The sequence below is a fragment of the bacterium genome (genome assembly GCA_037143175.1).
In the GTDB taxonomy this organism is placed as follows: Bacteria; Verrucomicrobiota; Kiritimatiellia; order CAIKKV01; family CAITUY01; genus JAABPW01.
In genome coordinates this window covers 74402-93456 of record JBAWZF010000002.1, presented here as the reverse complement: position 1 = coordinate 93456, position 19055 = coordinate 74402, and the positions used below count along the sequence as shown (strand labels likewise).

Annotated in this window: 15 protein-coding genes and 1 tRNA gene; 13 read left to right on the top strand and 3 right to left on the bottom strand. The window is 53.1% G+C overall.

Annotation, left to right across the window (positions count from 1 at the left end; genetic code table 11):
• The first annotated feature begins 17 nt into the window (after positions 1-17).
• Positions 18-1010 (top strand): thrombospondin type 3 repeat-containing protein, encoded by a 993-nt coding sequence (locus WCI03_01430; GenBank protein MEI8138508.1) that lies wholly within the window; start codon positions 18-20, stop codon positions 1008-1010.
• Positions 1011-1020: 10 nt separating this feature from the next.
• Positions 1021-1728 (top strand): hypothetical protein, encoded by a 708-nt coding sequence (locus WCI03_01425; protein ID MEI8138507.1) that lies wholly within the window; start codon positions 1021-1023, stop codon positions 1726-1728.
• 73 nt (positions 1729-1801) lie between these two features.
• On the opposite strand, the gene recO is transcribed toward WCI03_01425, so the two are convergent.
• The 3 genes from recO to WCI03_01410 all read right to left on the bottom strand — a co-directional run bounded on the left by recO (position 1802) and on the right by WCI03_01410 (position 4691).
• Entirely contained in the window at positions 1802-2560 is a 759-nt protein-coding gene (gene recO, locus WCI03_01420; GenBank protein ID MEI8138506.1) for a DNA repair protein RecO, read from the bottom strand.
• Between the two features lie 42 nt (positions 2561-2602).
• On the bottom strand, positions 2603-3034 hold the full coding sequence (gene ybeY / locus WCI03_01415) for an rRNA maturation RNase YbeY (protein ID MEI8138505.1): 432 nt from the start codon (positions 3032-3034) through the stop codon (positions 2603-2605).
• 121 nt (positions 3035-3155) lie between these two features.
• On the bottom strand, positions 3156-4691 hold the full coding sequence (locus tag WCI03_01410) for an HDIG domain-containing metalloprotein (protein MEI8138504.1): 1536 nt from the start codon (positions 4689-4691) through the stop codon (positions 3156-3158).
• Between the two features lie 76 nt (positions 4692-4767).
• On the opposite strand from WCI03_01410, the gene WCI03_01405 reads away from it, so the two are divergent.
• From WCI03_01405 to WCI03_01355, 11 genes are all read left to right on the top strand, one after another.
• Positions 4768-5904, top strand: a complete 1137-nt coding sequence (locus tag WCI03_01405; GenBank protein MEI8138503.1) for a hypothetical protein — start codon at positions 4768-4770, stop codon at positions 5902-5904.
• A 60-nt stretch (positions 5905-5964) separates the two neighbouring features.
• Positions 5965-6040: transfer RNA gene (locus WCI03_01400), tRNA-Thr, on the top strand.
• Between the two features lie 230 nt (positions 6041-6270).
• Positions 6271-7689 carry an alpha-glucosidase/alpha-galactosidase gene (locus tag WCI03_01395; protein MEI8138502.1) on the top strand — a complete coding sequence of 473 codons (1419 nt, stop codon included), beginning with the start codon at positions 6271-6273 and terminating at the stop codon, positions 7687-7689.
• Positions 7686-9968, top strand: coding sequence for a hypothetical protein (locus tag WCI03_01390; GenBank protein ID MEI8138501.1), 2283 nt, complete (start codon positions 7686-7688; stop codon positions 9966-9968). The genes WCI03_01395 and WCI03_01390 overlap by 4 nt, the downstream gene beginning before the upstream one ends.
• Positions 9969-9984: 16 nt before the next feature.
• Positions 9985-10785 (top strand): hypothetical protein, encoded by an 801-nt coding sequence (locus WCI03_01385; protein MEI8138500.1) that lies wholly within the window; start codon positions 9985-9987, stop codon positions 10783-10785.
• A gap of 80 nt (positions 10786-10865) precedes the next feature.
• Entirely contained in the window at positions 10866-12194 is a 1329-nt protein-coding gene (locus tag WCI03_01380) for a DUF4159 domain-containing protein (GenBank protein ID MEI8138499.1), read from the top strand.
• Between the two features lie 20 nt (positions 12195-12214).
• Complete coding sequence (locus WCI03_01375; GenBank protein ID MEI8138498.1) at positions 12215-12964, top strand: hypothetical protein; 750 nt, start codon at positions 12215-12217, stop codon at positions 12962-12964.
• 12 nt (positions 12965-12976) lie between these two features.
• Entirely contained in the window at positions 12977-13924 is a 948-nt protein-coding gene (locus WCI03_01370; protein ID MEI8138497.1) for a DUF58 domain-containing protein, read from the top strand.
• A 6-nt stretch (positions 13925-13930) separates the two neighbouring features.
• Positions 13931-16135, top strand: coding sequence for a BatA domain-containing protein (locus tag WCI03_01365; protein ID MEI8138496.1), 2205 nt, complete (start codon positions 13931-13933; stop codon positions 16133-16135).
• A complete protein-coding gene (locus tag WCI03_01360) occupies positions 16132-18333 on the top strand; it encodes a glutamine amidotransferase (protein ID MEI8138495.1) in 2202 nt (733 codons plus the stop codon). Before WCI03_01365 ends, WCI03_01360 begins: the two co-directional genes overlap by 4 nt.
• Positions 18334-18358: 25 nt before the next feature.
• Complete coding sequence (locus WCI03_01355; GenBank protein ID MEI8138494.1) at positions 18359-19039, top strand: hypothetical protein; 681 nt, start codon at positions 18359-18361, stop codon at positions 19037-19039.
• The last annotated feature ends 16 nt before the right edge of the window (positions 19040-19055 follow it).

Below are 19055 nucleotides of genomic sequence, written 5' to 3'. Positions count from 1 at the left end.
TTAAGGGGGTAAATAAAATGAAAGACGAAATAATTAAATCAGTATTAATGGTGATGCTGGCATTGCTGGGTGGTTCGTTGAGCTTGGCGCAAGTCGCGGATCTTGAAAAACCGACCGCTAATTTAACTGAAAAATGGGATACAAATAGTTCTGGTTGGGTGGCGAGTGATGCGAAGAGTGGATGGACAAACGGAGCAATTGCAATAAACTGTCCACTATTAGGCGAAGGTGATTATCTACCAACAACATATATGCTTAAAGCTGTGAATGGGGCTTCAGGTAATATATTTCAAGGGGATTATTCGAAAATAGAGTCAGTTTCGTTTGAGGTACAGCCGAATGAAATACATGCTAAACCTAGGTTTTATTTTGTTTCAGCAAATAGTGGCAAGCGGACATGGAAATTTCCTTTTCTTGACACATATATAAATGGTCAAAAAAGTAATATAAGTATTCCCTTTGTGTATTCTGCTAATTGGTCGACACAGATTGGTTCCACCTCTCTAGAGAACTTTAACATTGATAAAACAAACGTTTCTGAAATAGGTTTCATTTTTACAAGACAGGCTGATTATCGGATGGTTCAACAGTTTGCTGTTGATAACTTGAAGCTGGTGGGGCCTTGGAGTGGACCGTTTAGCAATGGTGTTTCTTTGGCGTGGGTAATGGAGTCCGGATTGACTAATGATTTCGGTTCGGCAGGTATAGCAGATAATGATGGTGATGGCTTTAGTAATGCGGCGGAGTTTTTGGCCGGTACTGATCCAGTAAATTCAAACTCATTCTTTAAAATTGAAATTGCTCGGAATGAGGCCGGAAAAATGGTTGTTAAATGGAATGGCAACCGGGATGTGAATTATGAAGTGCGTGAGGCTAATAGTTTGGGTTCTGACGGCATATTCGTAACAAAAACCAATATTGCGACATCGGCAGTGAAAGCTGAAGAAGTTGAGGTCGATAATTCAGATAGTAATTCAAAATTCTTTAAAGTGGTCATCAGTCAGAAATAGTGGGGAAAAAATGAAAATCACAAATATTTGGCTATTAATTATGACAGTTGGTTTTTTTGTAACGCAGGCTAAAGCTACGCCAACTATGGGTGCGGTTTGGAATTTTGGCGGCAATTCCTCTAGTCAATGGAGTGCTGTCGATTACAGTAGTCCAGGTCTTAGTCCTACAGTTGGTGGATCCGGGCAAAGTGTGACGCTGGAATTCGGGACCGGTGGCCTTGCACCTGCTGCAACACTATCAACGGTTGGTGCAGCTTATACGGAAAATTATGCTAGTTTCAATGATCCTAACTTAGCTTTGAGGTTTACTTTTAATCCGGTTAATGTTGATCCTGCCGAAAATCTAGTATTATATTTTGTGTCCGGAGGGAATACTTGGAGAGCTAATAATCTTAACACACTGAGTACGCCAGGGCTCCAAACATATACAGTCAATATTGGTTTGGAGTCGTACTGGACTCACACAGTAGGGAGTGGTGTTACTTGGAGTACAGGCTTTGGTAATATTCAAGAGATTGGGTTTTATGTTGTTGGCCCTAATCTAGAGTCAATACAGCAGTACACGTTTTCTGATATTTCGCTTACCTCTCAAAGTATGGCGGTTCCCGAGCCCGAAACAATCTGGATGATTTTTATGGTTTTGGCTTCCTTGTCCCTCACATTTCGGAGTCGATTATCTGGACTTGCAGCTCAAGTGAAGATGCAAATTAAAGCCTGATAATATAAGATGATTTAAAGGCCGAACTGAATAAGTTCGGCCTTTTTTTGTTGTAGGCCAAGAAAATAAGGAGTCAGATCAGGCTACTGATAATATCCCGAGAGAAAATAGACTGAAGGTGGCAATGTATGAAGGAGTCAAGGAGTCGATTAGCTGACTCGGATTGCCTTGGGGTACTGAGGGTCCTTTTTGCCATGGCGGGTGTATCTGTGCTCTCCCAGCCTCTTAGCATTCCCAGCACATCATGTGTTAGTGGCAGCGTAATGCTGTCATCGTAACCCTTAAGGCAGTCATTACAAAGAAGTCCGCCTCGTGATATTGAAAAAGTAACTGGGCGGTCCAGGGGAAATGACTGAGTCCCGCAATTGAGGCATTTTGAGAGTTGAGGGGCTACTCCCAAATGTTTAAGCAGTTTCAATTCTGACCAGTTCAATACTGTTTCTGATGTGCCTTGTGTGGCAAGAAAATCTAGAGTTTGTTCAGCCCAGTCAAACAGCGTCGGGCAGGCGGCTCCAGGCGGCGTCAGACGGCTCAGGAGATCGCAAAGGTAGGATGCCGTGAATGCAGCTCGCCAGTCGGTCCTGAAGGACTGCCTTGTGGCGAGTGGCGAGCATTCCTTAAGGATGTGCAGAGAACTGTGGCGGCTTTGATAGAAGAGCAGTTCGCAGGTGTAGAAACAGTCATATTGGCCCACCAAATTGCTTTTAATACGCTTGGCGCCTTTGGCGAGTGTGACCGTACGACCGTGATCCGGTGTGAGCCAGGTGATAACCTGTGAGGTTTTTGAGTAAGGATCCAATCGGAGTACAATGCCTGTTGTCTTGATGATCATGGGTGCTTGCAGATCTATTCCCTCTCCCCTCGAGGGAGAGGGTTAGGGTGAGGGGGGCCAGAGTCCATAAGCTTTGGCGTCTTTTAGCCATCGGAGTTCTCTGCGACGCATCTGTTGACGTCGTTTTGGCGTGTTGTCATCCGCGCCAGACAGATGGTCACACCCATGCGCCAGATAGAGTGCAAGTTCTTGATCAGGGCCTTTAAAGGTCGGTCCTAGTCGACAGGCGAGTTCAACATTGATGACGATTTCACCGCTTACTTCATTCTTGGACTCGCCCGGCATGGGCTCAAAATTAAAGCTTATGACATCGGTGGCATAATCATGGCCAAGATGTGCTTGGTTGACCTTGCGGGACTCCTGGTCGCTCACTAACACCACTGATACCTCGCCCCATTTAATTCCCCGCCGCTTCCCTGCTTTAACCAAAAAAAACTCAGCCAGCTTTCGTAGCGCAAGCCTATTGAGTTTCATTCGATTTTGTCGATCGATTACTATCGCTTTTGTAGTCATGTTGTTGAGTTGCCCGGGTGTTGGATTGATGAGGATAAGCACAATGTGGGGCTTTCAATTAGCAACTCAGCAACCCGACAACTCAGCAACCTTTCTTCTCCTCCTGCTTCGGATAGGCGATTCGGGAATGAAGCATGTTGGATAGACAGAATACAAAAGCTCGTTTGACGCGGGATAGCTCTTCAAGTGTCATTTCGCAATCATCCAACTGATTGTCTTCAACGCGGGCATCGACTATTCGGTCCACGAGTTCTGTAATGCCTGAAGCGGTTGGCTTTTCGAGAGAGCGAGAGGACGCTTCGACGGAGTCGGCAAGCATAATGATAGCGGCCTCTCGCGAAATTGGCTTGGGTCCGGGATAACGATAGCTCGATTCGTCCACAACCGCTCGTGCCTTATTTGGGGAGGCCATTGACTCAGCTTGAGCTTGTCGCCCTGCTTTATGATGGAAATAGACCACCAAGCCAGTACCCTGATGCTGTTGGATGATGTCGATGACGGCTTGTGGCAGCTTGTAAAGCATCGCGAGGGTAATGCCCTCCTTGATGTGAGACATAACCAGTAGGGCGCTCATGCTTGGCGCCAGATCGTCGTGTGGATTCTGGCCTGTCCGGATATTCTCAGTATAATAATCCGACTTGGTGATTTTGCCGATATCATGGAAATAGGCACCAACTCTGGCCAGTACTGAATTGGCGCCAATCTCATCCGCAGCGGCTTGTGCGAGGTTCGCTACCATCAGACTGTGGTGGTAAGTGCCCGGTGCCTCGAAGGCCAGGCGTTGCAGTAAAGGATGGGCAAGATCGGAAAGTTCCAGAAGGCTCACGGTAGAGGTGAGCCCGAAAAGGGACTCGCAAACGGGGAGCAGCAACAAAACAAGCAGTCCGGCCATGAGCCCTCCTGCAACGCTCGCTCCGATCAGGCTTGAGGCTTGTAAGGCATGAGTTGGGATGCGTTCAAATAAAACCCCAAGACATGCGATTTGAAAAATCCCGATCAGGAATCCGATGCGAATAACTTGCGTTCTCCGTCTGATCTTTTTAAGCCAGCGAGCGGAGGCGGCTGTTGCAATGAGGCCGGCGACCAGTAAGGGTGCACTCCCGTTACCCACAACAAAGCAGACAAGGGTAGTCCATAGGCCGACAACTATGGCCGCACCCCCGCCTAAGAGGATGCCGGAGAGCAATGGGGCCAATGCAAACGGGATAAGCATTTCCGCGGAAGTATGTGTGAAGACGGGGCCGTGATCAGTGAGATGAATTAGAATGCTGCCGGGAATGATGGTGAATAGTGCGCTCATGGCCAGCAAGAGAAGGTGGGTATTGCTTTTGAAGATTTTCGGGGCGAGAACCCGCAACATCATTGCTGCAATGACGGTTATAATCAGGAGGAACACCTCGTCGCCGATATTGGCGACAGTCAGTTTGAAGGTGCCTGCTTTATCATCGATACCAGTATATAAAAGCATACTGGCAGCACCCCAAAGAAATACGCCGATAAGCAGCGAAATGGAGGGTTGGTTCCACCAGCCGATATCAATCCTCAGAGGTTTGCGACCTCCGTCTTTGTAGCGTTCTTTAAGCCGCTGAGACCTGAATTTTGACAGCCATTGCTTCATAGGTTGTTGAGCCCGTGACAAACCAGACTTAACTTGATACAAGCCATTAATACATTTTTGGAGCCAACTGGCAAGAATGAGTAACCAGAAGCAATCATATCTATTTGTTGGGGATGATGAATATCCTCTTAACCTAGCCGCCCGGCAATTGGTGAACACCCTTGTGTCTCCTGCAGACCAGGCTTTTGGTCTTGAGGTAATCGAGGGTCGGGCGGATTCGGTAGACGATGCACTTGAGGTGACCAGGCGCTGCCATGAGGCGCTTGTGACTCCCGGTTTTTTAATGACGGGTGATAAAGTGATCTGGTGGCGTGGGGTCTCTTTCCTGGATGCGCCTGCCGAAAAGGAGGATTCCACCTCTGGCGGATCATCCGATGACAATGACAGGGTGAAGGAGGCGGTCAAGGGGCTTGTCGCGGCGATCCAAGCTGGGCAGGCGGGGAACACGGTGTTGCTGGTGACTGCTCCTAAAGTGGATAAACGATCGGCTTTCTATAAGTTATTCTCGAGCCGGTTCGAGGTCCGTGAATTCTGCCTGCCCGACAAAGCCTATCTCGTTGAGCGCGTAGGGCGTGAGAAAATCATCGCCACATTCAAGGAATTGGGCGTGGTATTGGAGCCCGAGGCGTTAGAGTTGTTTCTGAACCGGGTGGGGGCAGATTCCCGGCAAATTTATATGGAAGCCGAAAAACTCACCCTGTTTTTAGGGACACGCCGTCGAGCCACCGTTGAAGACATCAAAATGGTGGTCTCCACGACCCTGACTTCGGTGATGTGGGATCTTCTAGACGCAGTGGGTGAACGAAAATTACCGGAGGCCCTTGAGGTGCTACGCGATCTGCTGGCAGGAAAAGAAAATCCTATCGGTATTGTCGCCTCGCTCTCTTCTCGGATGCGTGATTTGGTTTTATATCGAGAGGGACTGGATCAAGGTTGGGTGCGAATTAGAGGGGGCGGATCCCGTGAAACGGCGGAGTGGACTGGTGGTGTACCAGGAGAGGTTGTGGACGTAATTTCCTCAATCCTTAAGCGCCCGCCAGACACTATTCATCCTTTTGTGGTGAGTAAGATGGCGCAACAGGCTCGTTGCTATTCTGCCTCTGCATTACGTCGCAATCAGCGACTGTTGTTGGAAACATACGAGACCTTAGTTTCGAGCAGTGTGCCAAATCAGACAGTTTTGGAACTTATGTTGATCCGGCTGATGACATAAAAAAGCGCAGAGTTGACAGCGGGCCAGTTTTCGATAAGGTTTGTCCCACTTTTCATCAAGGCCAACATAGCTCAGCTGGTAGAGCAGCGCATTCGTAATGCGCAGGTCGTCGGTTCGATCCCGACTGTTGGCTCCATTACATATGCATACTCCAGAATGCGGGTCATCTTTATTGATGCATACAAAAATATGCGGTTATTTTGGATAATATGGTGATATGGGGTAACAAGAGTGCTTGCGTTTATGGTAGGGCTTTGGCAGTTTCTTTTCCCTTGAAAACGTCGTTTCAAGTCGGTTCCCATGGACGAGTGTCCGGGGCGGCATGGGGCGATTTCTTGGACCACACTGAATCAGGGAGAACTGTATATGCCGAAGATCACTTTTATGGGCGCGGGTAGTACCGTCTTTGTCAAGAACGTCATCGGGGATTCGCTCCTCAGCCCGGCGCTGCAGAATTCCGAAATCGCCCTCTACGATATTGATGCGCACCGGCTCAAGGAGTCCAAACAGATGCTGGATATCCTCAACACCAACATCAACCAGGGCAGGGCCAAGATCAGCGCTTACCTCGGTGTTACCAACCGTAAGGCGGCCTTAAAGGGGGCGAACTATGTGGTCAACGCCATTCAGGTAGGTGGCTACAAACCCTCCACCGTCATTGATTTCGAGATCCCCAAGCGGTTCGGCCTGCGCCAGACCATCGCCGATACCCTTGGTATCGGCGGCATCTTCCGCGCTCTGCGCACCATTCCGGTCATGCTGGACTTCGCCCATGATATGGAGGGCGTCTGCCCTGACGCCTGGTTGCTTAACTATACCAACCCCATGTCCATGTTGACCGGCGCCATGTTGCGCGGAACTAGTATTCGGACCGTTGGCCTTTGCCATTCGGTACAGGTTTGCGCCGACGGTTTGCTGCGCAATCTGGGTATGGCGGAGAAGGTCTCCAAGTTGCGTTGGAGCATTGCCGGTATCAACCACATGGGATGGCTTTTGGAAATCGCTGACGGCGATGTCGATCTCTATCCTGAAATCAGAAAACGTGCGGCGCGGTTGGTGGCCGAGGCCCGGCGCAAAGGTGCGACAAAGAACTGGGATATGGTGCGGCTCGACATGATCCGCCACTTCGGGCACTACATCACCGAATCCTCTGAACACAATGCGGAATACACCCCTTACTGGATCAAGAGCCAGTTCCCCGGCCTCGTCGAGGAATTCGGTATACCCTTGGATGAATATCCCCGCCGCTGCATCAATCAGATCGCGGATTGGAAAAAGCGCAGCGTGGAGCTGACGCGTTCTTCCCAACTCAGTCACACCCGTTCCCATGAGTACGGCTCCTATATCATGGAAGCGATGGAGACCGATGTGCCGTTCCGGATTGGCGGCAATGTGCTTAACCAGGGACTGATCACCAATCTGCCCTCCAAGGCGGTGGTGGAGGTGCCTTGTATGGTGGATCGGAATGGCGTCCAAGGCTGTCATGTGGGCGAACTGCCGGAACAGTGTGCCGCGCTCAACCGCACAAACATCAATGTCCATCTCATGGCGATTGAGGCTGCGTTGACGGGCAACAAGGATGCGTTGTATCAGGCGGCCTATCTCGATCCGCACACCGCCGCCGAGTTACCGCTCGATAAGATTCGCGACCTGTGCGACGCCCTCATCAAGGCGCATGGCAACATGCTGCCCAAGTTCAAGAGTCGGGTTGAAAATCAGCCCAATAACTGGAAGCGAACGAATAGTAGTCGCATCAGACAGACTTTAGATAAGGTACAAGCATGATCAATATATTTCAGCCTTCTTCAGGCGATACGGTAACTCTTTATGCCGGGTCTGAATTAGCCCGTCTGTTGACTACCTTGGCTTCGGAGCCGGTGGCCATCAATTCTAAATCTGAAGCGGAGATCCGATTGCGGGTGGCAATGGAAGTTGATCCAATCCTGGAGGCAGGGGAGATTGCCATCAAATCGGAGGATTCTGTGGCCCGACTGGGCGGTGGCGATGCCGCTGCCCTGCTTCATGCCGTCTATACCTTCTGTGAAAAGCTCGGGTGTGTATTTGATTTTTCCGGTGAAAATCTCCCGCCTCGGAGGTCGTTATTAAAGTTTCCGACGTTGAACTTGCGACACCGACCCACTGTGCGGGAACGCGGGATTCGGATGCACTTGAATTTCGTCCAGGATCAGTCCTTCTTCTCTGAACCGGAGTTCGCCGCCTTTATCGATAACATGGCTCGTCAGCGTTTTAATTACCTGGCCTTCCACATGTATACGCCGCAGCAGTGGTTCCCGTTTTCGTATCGCGGCGTTAAGCCGCTCGATCATTCCCTGGGTAATCTCCGCCGCAAGCCGTTAGCCGCGGACATGATCGGGCGTCGTAAAGTCAAGGTGAAGGAGCACTGGTTCCCTCGTGAGTTTGAGGCTATCACGGATCCGGAAGCCCTGCGTGAGGCGGTCTATTCCCGCTATAAAAAGATGATGGCCCGCGCTCATGCCCGGGGCATTCGCAACAGCGTCTCGATAGAACCTGAATCCATGCCGCCCGCTCTGGCCGAGAAACTTCCCGAGTGGACGTCAGGTGAAGCCTCTGCTTTGGCTGGGTCTGGCGATCTGACTAAAACCTGGCAGGAGGAGTGGTCGGGTGTGAAATTGGCGGAACCGAATTTGCGGCACCCGCTGGTGATTGATATTGCTGTGGAGCGCGTTCTCCAGGGTATTGATGCATTTCCGGATCTGGATGAGGTGCAGTTGATGTCGCGTGAGGGTGTAGCCTGGCGTCCCGAAAAAGGCGAAACGATTGAGGCGGAAGTGGCCCGGTTGACGGAAAAATTTGGATTGCCCCCGGAGGCGTTCGACCGCGAGGCTTTGGGCCATGTGGTCACGCCGGAGCCGGGACCTGAAATGAATCCCAAGGCACATCCCTATTGGACGGTGCTTCCAGGTGACTGTTTCTATCCGACCGTCATCGGCACGTTGCGCTTTGTGGAATTTTCCCTTGCTATCTTGAGTGATGAGCGCGTCAGGCGCAAAATCGCGGAACGCCATCTTGAAACATCCATTGCAGTCTACAGTCCCAACCCGGAGACGATCCGGCTGATGATGCCCGGAGTGGCGCGGATGCTACCATGCGGTTCGCGCTTCCATTGTCTGGCGGACTATGGGGCCCGTGACATTGCCAACAATCTGCCGGCCTGGAAGCCGGTGGCAGAGGCGGGACACCGCATTGGGGTCATATCCTGGCTGGAATTCGATGGCACCATGATGTTGGCTCAGGGGTGGACGGATTCTCTGATTGAGAACATAAAACGTGCTTCCGAGATGGGGGTCGAAACCCTGTACTTCAATCACTGGCGGGTCCGCGGACTGGAGCATAATGCTGCGGCCGCCGCCGCGCTTTGCTGGGATGTCGGGCAGGAGCCGGACGTGTTCTACGCTGACTACTTCGGTCGTCTTTTCGGAACGGCGGCATCAGTACAAGCCATCACCGCCTATCGGCGCTTGGAGGAGGCCACGCTTTATGCCAAGACCAATAATTACAATATCGGTTTCACGGGCGACTGGGTGATTCAAAATTCCACGGAGGCGCCGGGTTATTATTGGCGCCGACTCAATCGTTCCCGTGACAATTATGCTGCTGCTGCAAAAGAGTTTGAGTGTCTCATTTCCAAAGTGACCGGGCCAGGGCGACGTCAGGCGGAATACATGCGGGACTTATGCCGGATCAGTGCCATGCACATTCAGGCTGTCAGTCATCTGCAGAACGCAAAATTGCCGCTCATGGGCTACAAGGCCTGGCCGGTAACGAATCCGATGGCCGCCTGGCCGCCCCCGGAGAAGTTGAAAGATCTGGTGCGTGAAGCTCAGAAGGCCGTCGCTCTCGAAAAGAACTATATGCGAACCTATGCCCGCTGGGTCAAGTCCTGTGACGAGCAAGGTCAATTGGCCCTCCATCATCAGGGCGTGATCGAGCCTTTTTCGAAATTTGCAGCGGCTTTGGCAGCCCGGCTTGTTGAAGAAAGCCAAGCAGATGATCATGGGAAGCGAATTCACGGTTGCGAATAAATAAAAAGGGAAAATAATGACGATGCGCAGCGTGATTCTCTTTTGTGTGATGGCGGGGCTGGCGGCAGGGATGGTGTGTCGTGCCCAAACTCCTGTCCCTGATGAGCGTGGATTATGGCAGGTCTGGGCTGCAAGTACCAATGCCGGCGATGCTCATGCAGCGGTGGTGGCGGCTTGTCGGGAATTCAGAACGAAGTCCCCGCAGGATTCCTTAGGGGTTGTGATTGCTGGTTTGGAAGCTTGGCATCAACTTAAGATGGGGAAAACCAACGAGGCGAGTGCGTTGCTAGAAACGATGTTGTCGGTGCCGGAAAATGCGACGTATCTTCAGGTAGCCAGTGCTGATATGGCGCGCGGTTGGCTTACCCGGCTGGATCGGGAGAAGGTTCGGGGTGCGCTGAAGAAAATCTATGCGCGGGATATTGAGTTCCCCTCATCATTGGAATCGATCAAGGCCCTCAAACTCAGTTCTCTTCCCCCGTTTACTGATCGGTGGGGCAAGCCCTGGGTGTACCGTCAGGAGTCTCTGTTAAAAGGGATGAATACCCAGCAATATGTTCTGGAGTCCACCCGACTGGGAGTGCGCTCCGATCTGGGGAAAGCGTTGGCTGTGCCGTATGCGAGTGGCATCAATATCGAACCCGTCCGTCTGGCGCCGGGCAGCACTGATACCGTTGAGTTTACGACTGCCGCAGGGAAGTCAGCTTTTCTTCAGGCAGGCGGAACCCTTAATAGTATTTCCGTAGCGTATCTGGGAGGAAAAATCATTGTGCTGGCCGATGAAAATCATTGGCGCGTAGTGCTGAAGCCGCAATGATTCCGCCATTAGCTGTTGTGTATCGACTTGGTTTTGGTAACATTCCAAAAACGGTCTGATAAACAAAGGAGCGAGCGCAGATGAGTAACACATTCTTTGTGAACATGCTTGCTTGTGGAGTGTGTGGGCTGCTGTTACTGGCGATACCGGTGTGTGGTCAGGGTGATGCCTCTTGGAATGCCACTCCCAACGACGTCAATAATCTCCTGAAAAGCATGAAGGATATGATCGGCGTGAGCTACAAAACGCAGGTCGCGACGCTGGAGCAGATCGACGTTGATCCGGCCAAGAATCCTCTCCTGTATCGGTCAGGGCATTACAATTATTCCTACACGGAGGCGCAGCGCAAGCGGCTTCGTGAATATGCGCTGGCGGGCGGCATGTTGGTTTATAACACCGGACTGGGCTCGGCTCCCTTTTATCGCTCCACGATCAAGGAACTGGCGCTCATTTTTCCTGAACAACCGGTGCAGAGGCTGACCTCGGATCATCCCGTTTTTCACGCCTATTATGATGTGGATCGGGTAAAGTATTGTCCCGGCGTGAAGAAATCAGGGTTTATCGGCGATGAGCCCTGGTTCGATGCAGTGGAAATCAACTGTCGGGTGGTGGCGCTGGTCTCGCGGTGGTGTATGGCGGTGGGCTGGGAAGATAAGGTGGAGCCGGAGTATCAGGCGTATGAGCCGGAATCTGCCAAGAAGTTGGGTGTGAATATTTTTTCCTACTCCTCGGCCATGCGGGCCTGGGCCAAAAGTCAGGCGCAGGGCATCAAGTTCGTTGATCGCCCCGAATCGAGCGCCGATAAGGTGGCCATCGTGCAGGTGATCTATGATGGGATCTGGAAAACCCGGCATGCGGGGCTGTCGGTGATCTTGCAAACGTTTAACCTGAAGACCGATGTGCCGGTTAAATTTGCCGTCAAGGAGGCCCGGCTGACGGATCCCGCCATTTTTAACGCCCCACTCATTTATTTGACTGGGCACGAGTATTTCACGCTCCGTAAGAGCGAGGCGGAACAACTCAAGAAGTACCTTGAAAATGGAGGCTTTCTGCTGGCTGAGGCCTGCTGTGGACGGAAGGGGTTTGATCTGTCGTTTCGCCAGTTGATGGCCGCGGTGTTCCCTGGCGCGCCCTTGAAACCCATTCCCCAGAGCAATGCGGTTTTCCGTACGCCCAACGATGTGCAGCAGGTGGGCGTGACCCCGTTGTTGCAGCAGGATCTGGGCGTCGCCGTGATCCAGCCGCGCCTTGAGGGGGTGGAGGTAAACGGCCATGTCGCCGTGATTTATAGCCCCTTCGGCATGGCGGGCGGCTGGGAAATGTCGCAGAGTCCTTATGCCAAGGGGTATGACGACGTCAGTTCCCAGCGTCTGGGGCAGAACATTCTGATGTATGTGGTGACGCAGTGAGGAAGCGGGTGGAGCAAGCCATGCCGGAATGTTCAGGCCGCAGGTTGGGCCTGGCGGTGGCAGGCCTGTTCCTGGTTGCCCACATCTCCCTGGGAGGCACTCCCAGCGGGAATGAGTTTGCCCGCGATCTATCGGAGGCGAAAACTCCGTCAGCACGCAAAATGATTCTGGATGATGCTCTGGGCAAACAGCATTTTTTCCGGTATCTGCGCATCGTGAACCTGGAGCAGGGCGAGTCTGGTGGTAATCCGTTTATCGAGCTAACCACCCGGGAACCGAGTTCCGGCATGATGGTTAAGCTGAAAGTTATGAAGAGTATGTCACTGGCAACCCTGAAAGAGGCGCCTGCGTCGGGAGTAGGCGATGCTGTTGCGGTTACAGGGGTCATCCAGAGCGCGGATCCTGTGAAGCGCGTGATGGTCCTTAATCCGGTAGTGGTGCGGTACAAGGATCTTCTGGCGCCTAAAGTGGGTAAGGAAATGCATTATGAGCGGGATTCGTCCGGAATTGTGTATTCCTTCACAGGCGGCAAAGAGGCGGTGAACGTTTCCAAGCGTGACGAGGACCTATTGAAAAATGAGGACGCCATTATTGCCGAGCGAGGTAAAGATGGCTGGGCAAGGTATCTTCTGGATGAAATTGCCAAGCGGGATAAGGCTGCGGATGAGGCGCGTGATAAGTTGGGAATCTATAAGCAAAGCGCGGAGCCGGCGGTGCCCGCCGCTCCATCGGTTCCGCCGCAGAGCGTGATCACGGACGATGAAAACTGAGACCTGACGATTATGGCTAAACACTCTAAACCCCTGGTAAATCTTGCGCCCAAGGAGCCTCAGGAGGAGGGGATTAAAGCATTCCTGAATTCCGAGGAAATGCATAAGCTCAGCCGGATCGTGCTCCTCTCCCGTTATGTCGTGGAAGGCAACCTGTCGGGTGCGCACCGGAGTCCTCTGAAAGGCGCCAGTTCGGAATTTGCCGACCATAAGGCGTACGGGGTGGGGGATGATCCCAAGCACATCGACTGGAAGGTATTGAGCCGTACTGATCGTTATTACATCAAGCGGTACGAGGACGAAACCAATCTCCGCGTGTATATCATTCTGGATCGCAGTAACTCCATGGGGTACGGCAGCGCGGGTGTCCGGAAATTTGATTTTGCCTGTCGTCTGGCGGCAGCCCTGGGCTACGTGGTCGTCAAGGCTCGTGACTCCGTGGGGATGTTCGTATTTTCGGATAAGATTGACATGGAGGTAGAGCCCCGTAACTCCTTAAACCACCTTCATAATATGCTTAAGCGGTTGCAGGGAGTGGAGCCGGCCTCCACCACCAATATGGCAGAAGCGCTTCATCAGATTGCTGCCTCGATTCATAAGCGGGCACTGGTGATCTTGATTTCAGACCTGCTGGATAACGAAAAAGAGGTCACGTTGGCGATCGCCCATTTCCGTAAGCGGCTGCATGACGTGATCGTACTCCATGTGCTGGATCCCGTGGAAATCGACCTGTCGCTCAAGCAGGGATTTGAGTTTGAGGATATGGAAACCGGGGAGCGTATTACGGTGGATCCCCGCGCCCTGGTGAAAGATTATCAGAAGGAGTTTGGTGCCTTTTTAGAACTTTACCGAACCACCTGTGAGGGAATGAAGGTGGATTACCGTCTGGTGCGGACAGATCAGCCGGTTGAGACGTATGTGAGGGCGTATCTGGAAGAGCGGCGGAGATTACCGAAATAACGTTATATGATTTCCTTCCTTAATCCCATATTCCTGGCGTTCGGGGCGGCGGTGCTCATTCCGCTCGTGCTGCACATGATCCAGTCCAGCCGGACGGTACGTATGCCGTTCAGCACGATCCGCTTCCTGAAGCTGGCTGAAAAGCGTTCGTCGCGGCGCATTAAAATGGAGAATTTCCTACTCTGGTTCCTGCGCACGTTGTTGATGGCCCTGCTTACGCTTGCCTTCGCCATGCCTATGGTCCGTACCAAGGATTTCGGGAATCTTCTGGGCCGTGCCGCCCGGGATGTCGCCATTGTGATCGATGGATCCTACAGCATGGACTACAAGATGGGGCGTCAGTTAGTCTGGAATCAGGCCACGGATCTGGCCGCCTCGATCATTGAGGGGCTTGCTGAAAAAGACCGGTTTTGCGTGTATTTGGCTGGCGATCAGGTGACGCCCATTTGCGAGCAATTAACGAGTAAAAAAGAGGAGACTGCCGCACGACTCAGGGCGCTCCCGATGCCCCTGGGCTCCTCTCAGCTCTGTCCTGCGACTTTAGCGGCGCTCGGCGTCATGGATCAGGATGTGAGCCGGGCCGAGCGGGAAATCCATATTATTTCCGACCACCAGTTGCTTCCCTGGACTCGATTCCAAAAGGCGCAAGCCGAGGCGGTGGGCACGAATGCGCCCGGTGCCTCGCCTGCTGGAGCCAAAGAGGGGGTCTGGGATCCCGCTAAGGTAAAAGATAATACCACGTGTTTCGTGACGCTGCTGGGGGCGCCCCTCCCGGAGAATGTTGCGACGGTTGACGTTGAGGTGGAGCCCAAGCTGATTACCGCGGAAACCCCCTGCCAGGTGACGGTACGATTCCTGCGCACGGGCCCCCGGCAGGAAACAGCAGCTTCCCTCTTTGCGGATGATAAGGAATTGGGCCGGCGGTCAGTTACGCTGGGCGATGGCGAGGCGAATGAAGCGAAGTTTATGGTTCCGCCGCTGGGCCCCGGTGTTCATACGATGCGGGTCGAGACCCCGGATGATAGTCTGGCTGTGGATAATGCATTTTACTTTCTGATCCGCTCCCGTGAAAAGTTACCGGCGTTGTGTGTGGGGTCACAGGATAACGCCCTGTATCTGCGTGCCGCCCTGGGAACGGCCCCCGGCGGTATCTCGACCATCGAGGTAAAGACCATTACGCCTGATAGACTGGCAGGGGAATCGCTGTCAGGCTATGCCTGTGTTTTCCTGTGTAACGCCATGTTGTTGGCCGGACAGGAGATCAAATTACTCGAACGCTATGTTGCTGCAGGGGGTATGTTGGTGGTGTTCGCCGGGGACGGTGGCGCCGTGTCGGACTATGGTGCCTGGACCTGCCTGCCAGCAACCCCGTCCGCCATCATTGATGTTCCGCTGGTGGATCGGAAGCGTTTGTTGAATTGGGACAAGCCGCAGCATCCGGTGGTGTGGGGCCTCAAAGAGGGGGGTATTTCTCCGAGCGTTGCGATCAAGCGCCAGTTGAAGTGTGAGACCATAAAGGAGAAAGCCGAGATCCTGATCTCGACGGGAGCGGGGTATCCCTTCCTGATTTCCCGCCCCAGCGGGCGGGGAGAGACGATGTTGTTCACCGTGTCGGCGGACCGCTCGTGGAGCGATTTTCCGCTATCCCCCTTCTTTCTGCCGTTGGCGCACCAACTCATCCAGTATGCTGCCGGCGTCGGTGCTGGCGTTTCATACTTGTGGGCGACAGACAGTCTTTCCATGGAGGAGTATTTGCCGGAGGCCACGCGCGATTCCGTTCTCAAAGGCCCGGATGGAAAGCCGATCTCCCTGCGAAGTGCCGTGGTGGAGGGTGAGACGGTGTCGTATGCGGAAGGTCTCACGCTGCCGGGACTGTATCGCTTGAGCCGGCCCGGGGCGCCGGGCGAAGTTCCTGCGCTGGCGATTAATATGCCGCGAGCGGAGTCCGACCTCACGCCGGTCAAGCAGGAGGATATCCCCGCGATTCTGGGGTTGAAAACCATGCAGGTTGCGACCAGCAGGGAAGAGCTGATGAAGAAAATTGATGATTTCCGCGTGGGCAAGACGTTGGATGAGCCGTTGTTGTGGCTGGCCTTGCTGGTGGCGATCCTGGAATCATTTTATGCCAATTTTCTCCTGCGGAAAGGGTCAAAGTTGACGGATTCGCTGAGTATCGCACCCTCCGGGAAAGTGAAGGATAAGGAAGCGTGATCATTTACGAACATACCGTGCCAGCTGCGGCGATTTGCATTGGGGTCACCTTGGCCCTGGTGGTCAGTGTCGCTGGCTACTGGCTTTACGTGAAGCGAAATTGGGCGCTGGCGCCGCTTATCGCGTTGAGGGCGCTTTTCTTAATTTTGCTGGGTTGGTGCCTGTTTATGCCCGGCGAGCGAACGGTTCAGACGCTCCAGCAAAGATCCAGGTTTCTTGTCCTTGTCGACAAATCCCGGAGTATGACCATGACGCCCGTAAAGGACGCCACGAACCGCTGGCAGGTGGCGCAGGAGGCTCTTCGGCGGCCGTGGTCGGCCGCCATGGCGGAGAAGTGCGATATTGATTGCTACTCCTTCTCAGACGAGGTGAGTGCGAAGTTGACACTCGAGGAGGCTGCGCGTCTGCCGCCTGACGGAACCTCAACACTGCTTCGTGATGCCCTGAAAAAACTGGTGGGCCGTTATGCGGGTCTGGATGTGACCGGGTGTTTGTTGTTAAGCGATGGGCTGGATACGCGTGAGGCATTCACGGATTGGGCTGTGGAAAAAAGGCATTTCCCTATCTTTTCATTACCGCTGGAAAAGGATGCCGTCTGGGAAGAGGAACCTGATGTCCGGGTTGAGACGGTCAGCACACCGCGCCGTGTCACGGTGGGCTGGCAGTCGGAATTGAAAGCCGTGATCTCGGGACAGGGGACCCAGGGCCGTCCGATACCCGTTCAGTTGTTCAAGGATGGCGCGCTGCTGCAGCAACTGGAGACCCAGATTCCGGCGGGCGGGGGAACCCGTGAAGTCGTATTCCCCCTGGATCATTCGGCTGTGGGGACCAGTACCTACCGTGTATTCCTGCCGCCTCTGATGAAAGAGGCGCAAACCAATGATAATGAAAGCGCGGTGGCCGTGCAGGCGCAGGATACCAAAAACCGCCTGATGTATGTCGAGGGGACGCCCCGCTGGGAATCCAAGTATCTCTCCCGTGTTCTCCGGGAGAGCAAACAGGTCAGCCCCGCTATTTTCCTGAGAGGGCCGAAGGGCAAGTTTATGACCTTTGGCGTCAAAGGGGATGTCGCTCCGGATATGCAGGAGTCACAGTTGGCGATGTTTAAGATTGTGATTCTGGGTAATCTCGACGCTGAAGAGCTCGGAGAGGGCCGAGCCAAGGCGCTGCTGAAATTTGTAGAAACGGGTGGGAGCTTGATTTTGCTGGGCGGAAGCAAGGCGTGGGGTGAATCGGGATTCTCTAAGACGCCGCTGAAAGCGTTGTTGCCTGCCAGGCAGTATTCGGAAAAAGCGCAGGAAGGTGAATTTGCCGTAGGTTTGACTGAACAGGGGCGTTCGCATGCCGCCTTCGCCGGGGATGCCGCATTTTGGGACAAGGTGCCGCCGGTTCTTTCGATCTTCCCGGGTGTGGTTCCCTCGCCGGCGGCGCGGGTGCTCGTCGAGGGTAAGACCTCTACAGGGATGCAACCGATGATTTTGGCCCAGGATTTCGGGCAAGGTAAGGTGGTCGCCATTTTCTCCGACTCGCTTTGGAAATGGCAACTGAGCCCGGATGCCTTGAAAAACAATCCCTACCCGCGTTTCTGGTATCAGTTGATTTCCTGGCTGTCGCCGAAGGCGGAGAAAATCGAAGGGAAGGATTGGGATGTGTTTGTCGATCGGGAGCAATGTTTCCTGGGGGAAACGGTTGAGATTACGGCCCGGTGGACCGGCGCAGAAAAACCGCTTGTTGGAATGGTTGTGAAAGCGGAGATCACCCTGCCGGACAAGCGGAAAATTCCCTTTACGATGACCAGTCAACTGGAGCAGGTTTTGGAAGGAAAGACGGTTCCCTCGTACAGTGTCAAGTTTAAGGGGGAAACGGCGGGGATGTTTGTCGTCCTGGCGGCGTCCGAGGCCGGGGGGCGGCGGCTCGAATCCGATCCGGTTTCCTTTGCGATCAAACCGTTTACCCCCGAATCGATTCCGCGGCCGCCCGCCCTCGAAACGTTGAAGGCTATCACGGCGAACAGTGGCGGGACGTTTTTTGAGACTGTAGATGAGATGGACCGGGCCTTGGCCTCCCTCCAGCCGAAGAAGTTGGAGCAGGAGATTTCTGAATATAAATCGTTATGGCAGCATTGGGCGATCATTAGTGGTCTAATAGCCCTGATTGCGGTAGAATGGATCATTAGAAAATTGCGCAATCTGACATAAGGTCCGTTTTGGCAGGGAGGATAAAATGACTCGAATGAAATGGATAGGCGGCGTGATGTTGTGTGGCATAATGGGACTGGCCTCTTTGCCCGTACTGGCGGAGTCAAACTTGTGTCCCAACGGCTCATTCAATTGCAAAACCAACCCGATTGAGGGGTGGAATGTTAATTATGCATGGATGGGTAATTCCAAATATACCGACAACCATACCTATGCGTCTTATCTGCCTGAATACAAGGGGCGGAGGAATGTATTAAAAATGAAGGTGCCCAGGTCGATTGAATCGAAAGTGGAAACCCCGCTGATGAAGTATGAGCCCGGAGATAGATACAAATGTACCTTCGATCTCTATGCCGATGTGGGAGAGGTGCGGATGTTGTTTCTGGGTTACAATTGGCGGCCGGGGATCGCCGCGGGCGAAGCCCCGAAGATTGAGGATATGAGGCGCATCTATAAGGGCGATGCCACCAGTACAAGCGGGGCATCCTGGAAAACAGTGACGGTGGTCTTTCCTCATGAGCAGATTTCAGAACTTGCGTATAGCCATCTGAAAAAAGTCAAATATGTAACGGTCATGTTATTTGTTCCGGGAGGCACAGACTACGTGGGTGACTTCTATCTCACCAACGTCAAGGTGGTGAAGCTGCCGGGAAAATGCACCGTGACAAAAGGGGCGACCAAGCCTGGCTCTGATGATAATGACTAGCGGCGTTCAGGAGGAT